Here is a 12078-nt window from a genome sequence, read left to right as displayed (position 1 = left end):
TGCCGGTTCTCCGCGAGAGCTTTCCCTGACCTGATGGTCCGGGACCCAAGAAACGGCGCACTATATGGCAGGTCTATCAGTGTTATTTTCCGTTTTTGACGACATATCTGGTGAATTTCACCAAAAACAATTCATCCGCCGGAGCCGCCATGAGCCGCCGCAACGAACTCGACCGGATCGACCGCAACATCCTGCGGGTGCTGCAGGAGGAAGGCCGGATCTCCTTCACCGAACTGGGCGAGCGCGTCGGCCTGTCGACCACGCCGTGCACCGAGCGCGTGCGCCGGCTGGAGCGCGACGGCGTGATCACCGGCTACTACGCGCGACTGGATCCGCAGTTCCTCAAGGCCAATCTGCTGGTGTTCGTGGAAATCAGCCTGTCGTACAAGTCCGGCGACATCTTCGAGGAATTCCGTCGCGCAGCGCTGCGCCTGCCGAACGTGCTGGAGTGCCACCTGGTGTCCGGCGATTTCGACTACCTGATCAAGGCGCGCATCTCGGAGATGGCCTCGTACCGCAAGCTGCTCGGCAGCACTTTGCTGACCTTGCCGCACGTGCGCGAGTCGAAGAGCTACATCGTGATGGAAGAGGTCAAGGAAACGCTGAGCCTGCCGATTCCGGATTGAGAGCTACGCACCTGCGCTCCGTAGCGTGCGCTGTGCGCACGATGTGATGTCCGTTCGTGCGCACAGCGCACGCTACGAAACGCCACACGGGGCGGATCGAATCCGCCCCGTGCGACGATGCATCACTGGCGACGCCATTCCACGCCGACATACAGCGAGCGGCCGTCACCGGGCAGGAAATGACGGCCGTCGACACCACGTGCATCGGCGATCACGTTGCTGCCGGCGAACCAGCGGCGATCCTGCAGGTTGCGCAGGTCGGCGAACCAGCTCCATTGGCGATGCATGCGTCCGCCGATGCGCAGGCCAAGCAACGTATAGCCCGGCGCGCGCAGGGTGTTGGCGTGGTCGATCCAGCTGTCGCCGGCCCATTCGATATGGGGCGCAACATGGAAGGCCTCGCGCGGCTGCCAGCGCAACTCGCTGCGCAGCAGATGCGGCGGCAGTCCCGCCAGCGTGTTGTCGCCGTAGGCAGGATCGTCGTCGAAGCGGAAATCGTTCCACAGCCCGTTGGCCGACCACGTCCACGCGTCGGCGAACCGCCAGCCCAGCCCCAGTTCCAAGCCCTGGTGCAGCGTACGCCCGGCGTTGATCGTGCCCAGCGGGTTGCCGGCGGCGTCGTTCAACGCCAGCAACTCGCCATCGATGCGCGCCCGGTACAACACCGCATCCAGCGACAACCGCGCGCGTTGCACGCGTACGCCGAGTTCGGCGCTGCTGGCGCGCTGCGCATCGACCGGGGTCACGCCCATGCCACCGCTGAGTTCGCCGAAGCTCGGCGGCTCCAGGCCGCGGCTGAGGTTGGCGAACCACTGCAGGCCATCGTCGACGACATGGCGCACGCCCAGTTTCGGGCTGACGCCGCGATAGTCCGCGTCGAAACTCTCGTCGCGCCCATCGACGCGGTAGCGATCCTGCGAGCGACGCTGCGAGCGCAGCGCCTGCGCACCCAGCGCCAGCACCCAGCGATCGTCCAGCCAGGTCTGGTTCTCGAAGTAGGCCTGCGCATTGCCGGCACGCTGCGCGAAGGCGTTGGTGCGTGCGCCGGGGACGCCGGCGACGTTGGCGAAACGGTCGTCGTCGATGCGGCCCCGCGCGAACGCCAGGCCGGCGATCAGCACGTTGCGACGATCGCCCAGGCGGCTTTCGCCGCGCCAGCGCAGGTCGGCGCCGTAGTCCCGAGAATCCTGCCGCAGCACCTGGAAAATCGGATGGTCGAGCGACTTGTCGGCGTAGTACAGCGACAGGGTCAGCGCGCGATCCGCCGACGGCGTCCACGCCAGCTTGCCGGCGATGCGATCCAGCGTGTAATCGCGACGCTGGTCGAGCGCGAGGTTGCCGGGTGCGGCCTGCGTTGGATCTGCATCCGATTCGGCGCGGGTCAGATTGCCGGGAAGTTGCGAGCGCGTGTCGACGTGGGTGAGATAGAAGCGGCCCTCGAGCCGATCGTCGAAACGGACACCGGCGTTGCCGAACAGGCGATGGTTCTGCTGCATGGCGTGATCGCGGAAGCCGTCCTGGCGGAAGCCGGTCGCGCTGACGTAACCATCGACACGATCCGAATGTCCCGCCAGCGCGGCCTGTCCGCGTCGATAGCCGTAGCTGCCGGTTTCCGCGCGCAACGTGACCGGCGCGGCGTCGTAACCGGTCGGGGCGACGAAGTTGATTGCGCCACCGAGCGTGGCCGCGCCGTATTCAAGTGCATTGGCGCCGCGATAGACCTCGACGTAACGCGCGGCCAGCGGCTCCACCGCCTGGAAATCGAAGCCGCCGTCGGCCAGGTTCAGCGGGCTGCCGTCCTGCAGCAGCACCAGGCCGCGGCCATGGAAGGTGCGCTGCAGTCCGGAGCCGCGGATCGACAGCCGCGCCTCCTCGGCACCGAAGCGGGTCTGGGCGAAGACGCCGGGCGCCTGGTTGAGCGCATCGCTCAACGTGCTGCTGCGACGCTCGCGATAAGACTCGCCATCGACCACCGCGGTCGCGCCCGCACGCTGGCCCAGACGCTCCTGCGCCTGTTCGAGGCTGTCGATGGTGGTCGGTCGCGACGTTTGCGCAACGACCTCGACGCGGTCGAGCGTGGTCGGTTCGACGGATTGCGGATCGGCGGCCAGAGCAGGCCATGGGGAAACAAGAACCGCAGCCACGGCCGCGGCCAAGCACGACGCACACGGCGCCGTACGAAACGGAATCGACATGAAAGCTCCAAAGCACAAGATGCGCGGATTCGACCGCGCGGAGAATCGGAAGAGGCTTGTGTCTAGAGCGCCAGCGGCGGGCCGCGTGAACCGAGGCCGCAGGGATGGAACCGGTGAACCGCGACGACACGGCGTCGGGACGAATGCGCAACGTGGTTGCGACGCGGCCAGGCCAGCGCCAGGCACAACGCGAATACCGCCATCGCGGCGAGCAGCGGGCAGTACGCGCAGTGCTGTTCGATGCCGCCGGCCGGTTGCGGTGCCGGGACGCCGTCGTCCGTATCCAGCGCGACGTACTTGAGCCCGGTCATGGTGCACAACGCGGTCCATTCCGCGGACGGCGCCGCGGCGGACGCCAGACGCCCGAAGGTCGGCAGCAGGGCCAGCAGCAGCATCGCCGCCAGCGCCAGGCGGGCCATCGGATGCTGGAAGGCGGCGGAACGGATCACGCGTGCATTCTAGCGCCGCACCTGCCTTCGCAGCGCACCGGTCACGACGCCTCGCCGACCGTCGGGATGACGGAGGTGGAGTCGGCCACGGCAGGGTGGAAGTCCCGGGCGTCGGCGCGAAGGACCAGCGGCCCGAACGGTGACTTCCTGCCTATACCGCGCCCCGCCGGGAGGATTAAGGTGGCGGCTGCCCCAAGTCCGAGGTCGTTCCCATGCGCACCTATCGCTGGCTGCTGATCGCCGCCGCCGTTTCCGCCGCCGTCGCCTGCGACCGCGCCCCGACCACCGCCACGACCCCACCGGCCGCCGAAACGCCGGCCGCCACGGCGCCGGTATCCGGCATCGACCTGGCCGGCATCGACAAGTCGGTCAAGCCCGGCGACGACTTCGACGCCTACGCCAGCGGCGCCTGGCGCAGGAGCGCCGAAATCCCGGCCGACCGTTCCAGCACCGGCACCTTCCTGCAGGTGTTCGAGAAGGCCGAACAGCGCACCGCGGAATTGATCCAGTCGCTGGACAAGGCCAAGCCCGCCGCCGGCACCGACGCGCGCCGCATCGCCGACTACTACGCCGCCTACATGGACGAGGCCGGCATCGAGCAGCGTGGCCTGGCGCCGCTGCAGCCGCGACTGGACGCGATCGACGCGATCGCCTCGCCGGCCGACCTGTCGCGCCATCTCGGCAGCACCGTACGCGCCGACACCGATCCGCTCAACGCGACCAACTTCGCCACGCCGAACCTGTTCGGCGTGTTCGTCGCTCAGGGCCTGCAGGATCCCGAACACAACGTCGCCACGCTGATGCAGGGCGGCCTCGGCCTGCCCGACCGCGAGTACTACCTGGCCACCGACAAGACCATGGCCGGCTATCGCGAGAAATACCAGGCCTACATCGCCTCGCTGCTCAAGCTCGCCGGCAGCGACGACGCCGAAGCGAAAGCCAAGGCGATCTTCGACCTGGAAACCCGGATCGCCAAGGCGCACGCCAGCGTCGTCGACAGCCAGGACGTGCACAAGGCCAACAATCCGTGGGACACGGCCGCGTTCGCGAGCAAGGCGCCGGGCATCGACTGGACGGCGTTCTTCGAAGGCGCCGGCCTGGCCGACCAGAAGACCGTCGTCGCCTGGCAACCGGAAGCGATCCGCAAGCTGTCGGCCCTTGTCGCCGAGGTGCCACTGCAGACCTGGAAGGACTACCTGCGCTTCCACGCGCTCAACGACAGCGCCGGGCTGCTGCCCAAGGCCTATGCCGACCTGAGTTTCGACTTCTATGGCAAGACGCTGCAGGGCACGCCCGAACAGCGCGAGCGCTGGAAGCGCGCGATCGGCGCGACCAACAACGCGCTCGGCGATGCCGTCGGCAAGATCTATGTCGACAAATACTTCCCGGCCTCGTCCAAGGCGCAGGTGGAGGAGATGGTCGGCAACATCCTGGCCGCGTTCCGCGAACGCGTCGACACGCTGGAGTGGATGACGCCGGAGACCAAGCAGAAGGCCAAGGCCAAGGCCGAGACCATGCGCGTCAGCGTCGGCTATCCGGAGAACTGGCGCGACTACTCGTCGCTGGAGATCAGGCGCGACGATCCACTCGGCAACCGCCTGCGCGCGGAGGAAGCCGAATACCGCCACCAGATCGCCAAGCTCGGCAAGACGCCGGACAAGGGCGAGTGGTGGATGACGCCGCAGACCGTCAACGCCGTGCAGCTGCCGCTGCAGAACGCGATGAACTTCCCGGCGGCGATCCTGGAAGCGCCGTTCTTCGATCCCAAGGCTGATGCGGCCGCCAACTACGGCGCGATCGGCGCGGTGATCGGCCACGAGATCAGCCACGGTTTCGACAGCACCGGCGCCGAGTTCGATGCGCAGGGTCGCCTGTCCAACTGGTGGACGCCGCAGGATGCCGCGCACTTCAAGGCCGCGGCCGATCGTCTGATCGCGCAGTACGACGCCTACGAACCGCTGCCGGGTTTCCACGTCAGCGGCAAGCAGACGCTGGGCGAGAACATCGCCGACGTGTCCGGTCTCGCCGCCGCGCATGCGGCCTACGTCAAGTCGCTGGGCGGCAAGCCGGCGCCGGTGATCGACGGCCTGACCGGCGACCAGCGCTTCTTCCTGGCCTATGCCCAGGCCTGGCGCCAGAAAACGCGCGACGAGGCGCTGCGCCAGCAGCTGATCGCAGGCAGTCACACACCGGCCCGCTACCGCGCGCAGACGGTGCGCAACATCGACGCCTGGTACGACGCGTTCGAGGCCAAGCCCGGCGAGCAGTTGTATTTGGCGCCGGAGGACCGGGTCAGGATCTGGTGATGCGCTTTTGCTGGCACGATGCGACAGGGAAGCGGCCTTCGGGCCGCTTCTTTTTTCAGTGGTCTTCCAGGATCTTCTCCGCCTGCCCGGCGAAGTCCCGCTGCATCTGCGCATCGAAGTCGTGCGCAACGCCGGCATACGGCGTCATGCTGACGTCGTAGTCCATTTTCTGCAGCAGTGCGATGGCGTCGCGGGTCGGACCGATCGGTACCGTCGTGTCCGCGTCGCCGTGCATCGCACGGATAGGTGAACAGCTCGGTTCGCATGTATTGGCTGCCGGCATCCATGACGGCAGGAAACGCGACGCGATCGGAAACGATGCGCTGAAGAGCTGCGGGTGCCGGATGGCGAGCAGAAAACTCAAATCACCTCCGTAGGAAATGCCCATCACTACCGGCTTGCCGCGACTCGGATGACGCTTGCCGACACGTTCGACGAAAGCCGCGAGTTTTTCCCCGGTGGCAGATACCACCGCGTCCTGTTGCGCCGGGGTGAGGTCGGCGTAGTCGCCTGGAAACCAGGAGTAACCCTCGCGCCGCGTGTATTCGCCTTGCGGCAACACGATCCGCGCCGGGAAATCGATGCTGTCGAAGTATTCGAGCATCGCTTCGGGCCGGGCACTGGAGTAATGCAGGCCGATGATCATCGCCAGCGCTTCGTCCGGTTTCGCATTGGCAGTTTCGAAGACCACATATCGGAATCCGGCAGCCGATGCTTCGCGCGCCTGCGGCGTCGGCTTGTCGGCCGCCACCGCAGCGAACGACAGTACCGCCAGGAGAAGGGCCTGCAGCAAACGTTGACGCATGGGTTCCCCTGATGGATCGAAGCTGCGGCGGATGCCCGGCCCGCTTCGGCCTTGGACGCTCACGATGCCGCAAGTGCATTGCCGGACCTGCCCTTTTTAAACCATGCGCCGGGGCAGCGCATCTCCTTCTGGATGTGTACGGGAGCTGGCCTCCCTCTTCCACCCAGGAGTCCAAGCATGCTGCACCTGCCCCGTTGCGCACTGGTTTTGCTGGCCTTGTTCGCGCCTTCTCTGACGCACGCCCAGGCTCCCGGACAGACCGTCGTCACCGCCGATGTCGACCGCTTCTGGAACACTTACGATCGCATCCAGGCCACGTCCGACCCCAAGCAGCAACTGCAACTGCTGAAGGCGCTGTATATCGATCCGGGCAGCGCCGGCCTGAAAGCTTTCATGGAGGTCAAGGGCTGCACTGCCGAAAAATACGTCGATCTGCTGCGCAAGTATCCGCGCTACTGGGCCAGCATCCGCCCACTATCGCTTTCAGTGAAGACGCGGACGGTGTCGCTGGCGCCCGAACTCGAAAAATTCGAGGCGCTCTACCCGGCCATGCGGCCTGCGCAGCTCTATTTCCTGGTTGGCTGCATGACCTCCGGCGGCACCACGCAAGGCGACAAGGTGCTGATCGGCACCGAGTTGGCGATGGGCGACGAGAGCGTCGACGTCTCCGAACTGCCCGACAAGACCCGGACCTGGCTGAGCGGCTACTTCAGGACGCGGCCGGCCGACGGCCTGGTTCTGCTCAACATCCACGAGTATGTGCACACGCAGCAAAATGGACCGGGGCCCACTCTGTTGGCGCAGGTCCTTTACGAAGGCGTTGCCGACTTCGTCGCTGAGAAGATCACAGGCCAGACGCCGCCGTTGCCGTACATGAGCTACGGGCCGACGCATCTTGAAGCGATCAAGGCGCGTTTCAAGATGGAGATGGATCAGCCTTCGTACGACGGCTGGCTCTACAACAGCGCCGCAGGCAGCCATTTCGGCGTGGGCGACCTCGGTTATTACGTCGGCTACGCGATCGGCAATGCGTATTACCAACGCGCTACGGACAAGAAAGAAGCGATTCGCAGGATGATCGAGCTCGACTACACCGATGCCGAAGCCGCACGCGGGTTTCTGGCCGATTCCGGTTTCTATCCCTGACGATGCGCTAGTGCAGCGCAGGCTCCAGAGCGGTCATTGCGGCGGCGCGGACAGCTCCTTCGCGCTCAGGAAACCATCGCGGTTCGCATCCTGGCGCTTGAAGCGTTCGGCCAGGCGATCGCGATGCTCGGTGCGGGTGATCGGCGTGCCTCGGCCACCCGGCTGCTCTTGCGGTGACAACGTGTCGTCGCGGTTCCTGTCCATGCCGTCGAAGGCATAGCTGAGCCAATCCTGGTATTCGGGCAGCGATACGCGGCCGTCGCGGTCGGCGTCCATGCGCGACAGGTAGTCGGTTGTGGCGTTGACCTGCGCGAATGCGAAAAGCGGTGCGCCAACCGAGGCCGCAAAAAACAAGAAGCCCGGCCAAACGCGACCGGGCTTCCTGCGACGAGAGCGGAACTTCACGCCAAACTCAGGCGCGCACCGACTGCAGCGAATAGCCCTTCAGCCGCGCCGAGAATTCCTGCAGCGCGCGGATGCCGCTGGCCTCGGCCTCATGGCACCAGGCCTGCAGGTTGTGCAGCGATTCGGCGGCGTTCTGACTGCGCGCTTCCAGCAGCGCGGCCAGGCGCGCGCGGTGCTCGACCAGGGTGCGGATGCGCGGGCGCTGCGACACCCACTGCTGCAGCTGTTCGCGTGCATCGGGCTTGAGCCAGCGGCCATCGTCGACCAGGCCCTTGCGCAGCTTGCGCGGCAGCAGCGAACGCAGCTTGGCGCCCGCGGCACCGGCCTCCTCACGCAGCGCGGGCATGATCACGTTGCGCTGATAGTCGGTCATCGCCTGGAAGCGATGTGCCAGCAGCGCCTTCATGGTGTCGCCGTCGGGCACGTGGATGTTCGGGCGCACGTCCAGCGATGGCGCCACGCGCAGCACCTTGGCCAGGCCGAGCTTCTCGAAGCCCTTGATCGCGGCCCAGCCGATGTCGAACTCCCAGCGGCGCAGCGCGAACTTGGCCGAGCTCGGGAAGGCGTGGTGGTTGTTGTGCAGTTCCTCGCCGCCGATCCATACGCCCCACGGCGTCAGGTTGGTGGCGGTGTCGGTGGTCTCGAAATTGCGATAGCCCCACCAGTGGCCGAGGCCGTTGACCACGCCGGCTGCCCAGAACGGAATCCATGCCATCTGGATCGCCCAGATCGCGATGCCGGCGAAACCGAACAGCGCGAAGCTGATGAACAGCAGCAGCGTCGGCCCCATCGTCGCGTGCGGCGTGTAGAGGTGGCGCTCGATCCAGTCGTTCGGCGCGCCCTTGCCGTACTGCTCGATGTCCTCGCGCTGCGCGCGCGCCTCGCGGTACAGCTCGACACCACGCCAGAACACTGTGCTGATGCCCTTGAACTGCGGGCTGTGCGGATCGTCCTCGGTCTCGCACTTGGCGTGGTGCTTGCGATGGATCGCCACCCACTCGCGCGTGATCATCGACGTGGTCAGCCACGTCCAGAAGCGGAAGAAGTGCGCGAGCACCGGATGGAAATCGACGCCGCGGTGCGCCTGGCTGCGGTGCAGATACAACGTCACCGAGAAGATGGTGAGCTGGGTCGCGATCAGGAAATAGATGGCCAGAGCGCCCCAGCCGAACTGGAGCAGGCCGCCGGCGAGGAAATCGAGCAGGGAAGCAGGCATCGCGTGTGGGACTCGTGGGTGAACCCGGTCATGATGCGGGCGGGGGGAAGTGAATTCCATCCCTGCGCCGGCGTATGTTCATACACGATCGTCGCGATCGCGCCGCTAGCCGGTTTTGGCAGCCTGCTGGCGCGCCAGTTCAGCATGCAACAGGCGTTTGATCTCGTCGATGATCGACGCCAGCGAATCCTCGCCGTAACCGACGTGGTGGCTGGCCACGCGGCCCTGCGGATCGATCATCCACAGGTTCGGGTACCCCTTCACGCCATAACCTTCAGCGATCTCGCCATCGCGGTCGCGGGTCATGACCAGGGTGTAGTCGCGCATCTGCTTCATCATCGCGCGATAGTCGGCCGTGTCGTCCTTCACGTTGACCGCGATGATCTTCAGCCACTGGTCGCCGGCCTGCGCCTGCAGGCTGTTCAGTTCCGGCAGTTCCTTCAGGCAATAGCCGCACCACGACGCCCAGAACGTGACGATCACCACCTTGCCGCGCAGCGCATTCAGGTCGACCGCATTGCCATCGCGATCCTTGCCCAGCAATGGCGGCGGCGTAGCGCCGATCTCGGGTGCCTGCCCGGCCACACTTCCCTGCGCGCACAGCAACAGCGCGGCCGCCAGCAGCCAACGTCGCAGCATTTCGTTTCTCCTCCCCAGGATGGCGCGAGTCTAGCCGGAGGCCGGCACGGCGGAACAGGCCGTCGCACTTTGCGACACTGTCGCCATGCCCGAACTGCCCGAAGTCGAAACCACCCGCCGCGGCCTGGCGCCGCACGTCGAACAGCGCCGCGTGCAGTCGGTACTGCTGCGGCGTCCGGCCCTGCGCTGGCCGATTCCGGCGGAGGTTTCCGCGCTGTTGCCCGGACAGCGCATCGACGCGGTGCGCCGTCGCGCCAAATACCTGCTGCTGGACACCGACGCCGGCAGCGCGCTGCTGCACCTGGGCATGTCCGGCAGCCTGCGCGTGCTGCCGGCGCAGACCGCGGCCACCACCCACGACCATGTCGACATCGCGCTGGATTCCGGCCACGTGCTGCGCTTCAACGATCCGCGCCGCTTCGGCAGCCTGTTGTGGCAGCCGCCCGGCGAAACCCACGAACTGCTGCAGGGGCTGGGGCCGGAGCCGCTGTCGGACGACTTCGACGGAGACTATCTGTTCGCGCGCAGCCGCGGCCGCAGCGCGCCGGTCAAGACCTTCCTGATGGACCAGCGCATCGTAGTGGGTGTCGGCAACATCTACGCGGCCGAGGCACTGTTCGCCGCCGGTATCTCGCCGCTGCGCGCGGCCGGGCGCGTGTCGCGCGAACGCTATGGGCTGCTCGCCGATGCGGTCAAGGCGATCCTCGCCCACGCCATTACCCGCGGCGGCACCACGCTGCGCGACTTCCTCAGCCCGGATGGCGCGCCGGGCTATTTCGAGCAGGAATTGTCGGCCTATGGCCGCGGCGGCGAACCCTGCCCGCGCTGCGGCCGTCCGCTCAAGCAGGCTTGGCTGGGCCAGCGCGCCACGGTCTGGTGCGGCCACTGCCAGCGTTGACGCCGGGTGACGGCCGGGTCGTGTCAGCCCGTTAAGGAAAGACTATATTTGCCGCCTTGGCGAGGGAACGACGCATGGCCAGCAGCACCGAGATCACCGTACTGCTGGATGCCGCGCGCGACGGCGATCGCGACGCGCTGGATCGCGTGCTGTCCACGCTGTACCAGGAACTGCACGCGATGGCGCGGCGGCAACTGGCCGGCCAGCACGGCCATACGCTGGACGCCACCGCGCTGGTCCACGAGGCCTACCTGAAACTGATCGGCCGCCGCGAGGCGCAGTTCGAGGACCGCGCGCATTTCTTCGCCTATGCCGCCTCGGCGATGCGCAGCGTGGTGGTCGACTACGCGCGCCAGCGCATGGCGCAGAAGCGCGGCGGCGATCTGCACCGGGTCACCGACCTGCCCGAGGACGTCGAAGGCAGCCTGCGCCTGGACGAGGACATGCTGGGCCTGGACACCGCGCTGACGCGGCTGGCCGCGGTCGACGACCGGCTCGCGCAGGTGGTGGAATTGCGCTACTTCGCCGGCCTCTCGGAACTGGAGATCGCCGCGCTGCTGAAGCGCTCGGAGCGCAGCATCCGCCGCGACTGGCAGAAGGCGCGGTTGTTCCTGCTGGCTTCGCTGAAAGACGACTAGGCGCCGCAACGCGGCGATGGGTGCGACAAACCAATGCGCACGCAACCGGGCATCCACCGTTTCCTATGCAATCCGCGGTCGAGCGGTTGCCGATTGCAGACCGTCGAGCGCAGTGGACGCGCCGCTGCTTTTGCTGTTGCTCTTCAGCCGCGTCGCCATGCAGACCCGAAGGGCGGCGGCCATGGATGGCCGCCGTTTTCCGACCGAGCCAGCATGGCGAGTCGGAAAATCCCCGCGAACCATCATGTACAAACGTTGGCTTTGATCGGGGAAGACCCTTTTCTTTGGTTACTTTCTTTTGGGTCAGCAAAAGAAAGTGACCCGCACGCGGCAGCGCGCGGAAAAGCCGACCCGCGAGGGTCGGGAACTTGCGTCGTTGCCTCCAATAGGTTGCCGGGAGTTTGCCGACCTTTCAGGTCGGGTTTCCGCCTGCTGTCGCAGTCGGGTCACTTTCTCTTGATGGGGCCAAGAGAAAGTAACCAAAGAGAAGGCCCTTCCCCGACAAATCAATCCGGCCAGTGGGATAGTGGCTCGCGATTTTCCGAGTCGGCATCCTGCCTCCATCGGAAAACGGCGGCCATCCATGGCCGCCGCCCTACGGGTCTAGGTAGCTACGCAGCTGAAAAGCAAAAGCAACAAATCTCGAAGCACATTTTCTCCGCCCTTTGCTTTTCAAAGAGACGAGTGAAACGCAAACCACAGGACGCATGCGTTCATTCGTCCCACAGCGATTGCAGCTGACCCATGGACCTCGA

At 66.2% G+C, this 12078-nt stretch carries 11 protein-coding genes; 5 read left to right on the top strand and 6 right to left on the bottom strand.

Annotated elements, in window-relative coordinates; all coding sequences use genetic code 11:
- Positions 1 to 149: 149 nt before the first annotated feature.
- A complete protein-coding gene (locus tag IP90_RS14735) occupies positions 150 to 626 on the top strand; it encodes a winged helix-turn-helix transcriptional regulator (protein ID WP_144900428.1) in 477 nt (158 codons plus the stop codon).
- 122 nt (positions 627 to 748) lie between these two features.
- Here the strand turns inward: IP90_RS14735 and IP90_RS14730 are convergent, their stop codons facing one another.
- Together IP90_RS14730 and IP90_RS14725 are read right to left on the bottom strand one after the other, a co-directional pair.
- The gene (locus IP90_RS14730; protein ID WP_199753500.1) at positions 749 to 2770 is read right to left on the bottom strand and encodes a TonB-dependent receptor family protein; all 2022 of its coding nucleotides are present in this window, start codon (positions 2768 to 2770) and stop codon (positions 749 to 751) included.
- Between the two features lie 113 nt (positions 2771 to 2883).
- Positions 2884 to 3270 (bottom strand): DUF2946 family protein, encoded by a 387-nt coding sequence (locus IP90_RS14725; protein WP_144900426.1) that lies wholly within the window; start codon positions 3268 to 3270, stop codon positions 2884 to 2886.
- Between the two features lie 212 nt (positions 3271 to 3482).
- Between IP90_RS14725 and IP90_RS14720 the strand changes: the two genes are divergently transcribed.
- The gene (locus IP90_RS14720; RefSeq protein ID WP_144900425.1) at positions 3483 to 5576 is read left to right on the top strand and encodes a M13 family metallopeptidase; all 2094 of its coding nucleotides are present in this window, start codon (positions 3483 to 3485) and stop codon (positions 5574 to 5576) included.
- 55 nt (positions 5577 to 5631) lie between these two features.
- Here IP90_RS14720 and IP90_RS14715 read toward each other — a convergent pair whose 3' ends face one another.
- On the bottom strand, positions 5632 to 6381 hold the full coding sequence (locus IP90_RS14715) for a dienelactone hydrolase family protein (RefSeq protein ID WP_144900424.1): 750 nt from the start codon (positions 6379 to 6381) through the stop codon (positions 5632 to 5634).
- A 51-nt stretch (positions 6382 to 6432) separates the two neighbouring features.
- Between IP90_RS14715 and IP90_RS14710 the strand changes: the two genes are divergently transcribed.
- The gene (locus tag IP90_RS14710) at positions 6433 to 7527 is read left to right on the top strand and encodes a DUF2268 domain-containing putative Zn-dependent protease (RefSeq protein ID WP_144900423.1); all 1095 of its coding nucleotides are present in this window, start codon (positions 6433 to 6435) and stop codon (positions 7525 to 7527) included.
- Positions 7528 to 7560: 33 nt separating this feature from the next.
- Here IP90_RS14710 and IP90_RS14705 read toward each other — a convergent pair whose 3' ends face one another.
- From IP90_RS14705 to IP90_RS14695, 3 genes are all read right to left on the bottom strand, one after another.
- Entirely contained in the window at positions 7561 to 7881 is a 321-nt protein-coding gene (locus tag IP90_RS14705) for an EF-hand domain-containing protein (RefSeq protein WP_242007617.1), read from the bottom strand.
- A gap of 58 nt (positions 7882 to 7939) precedes the next feature.
- Positions 7940 to 9148, bottom strand: a complete 1209-nt coding sequence (locus IP90_RS14700; protein WP_144900421.1) for a DesA family fatty acid desaturase — start codon at positions 9146 to 9148, stop codon at positions 7940 to 7942.
- A 105-nt stretch (positions 9149 to 9253) separates the two neighbouring features.
- Positions 9254 to 9787 (bottom strand): TlpA family protein disulfide reductase, encoded by a 534-nt coding sequence (locus tag IP90_RS14695; protein WP_144900420.1) that lies wholly within the window; start codon positions 9785 to 9787, stop codon positions 9254 to 9256.
- 85 nt (positions 9788 to 9872) lie between these two features.
- Here IP90_RS14695 and mutM point away from each other — a divergent pair, with 85 nt between their 5' ends.
- Together mutM and IP90_RS14685 are read left to right on the top strand one after the other, a co-directional pair.
- Positions 9873 to 10685, top strand: a complete 813-nt coding sequence (gene mutM, locus IP90_RS14690; protein WP_144900419.1) for a bifunctional DNA-formamidopyrimidine glycosylase/DNA-(apurinic or apyrimidinic site) lyase — start codon at positions 9873 to 9875, stop codon at positions 10683 to 10685.
- A gap of 74 nt (positions 10686 to 10759) precedes the next feature.
- Complete coding sequence (locus IP90_RS14685; protein ID WP_144900418.1) at positions 10760 to 11323, top strand: ECF-type sigma factor; 564 nt, start codon at positions 10760 to 10762, stop codon at positions 11321 to 11323.
- Positions 11324 to 12078 lie beyond the last annotated feature (755 nt).

The organism is Luteimonas cucumeris, from assembly GCF_007830035.1.
Classification (GTDB): Bacteria; Pseudomonadota; Gammaproteobacteria; order Xanthomonadales; family Xanthomonadaceae; genus Luteimonas_C; species Luteimonas_C cucumeris.
The sequence above is the reverse complement of the archived record's forward strand: the minus strand, read 5'-3'. Positions and strand labels throughout refer to the sequence as shown.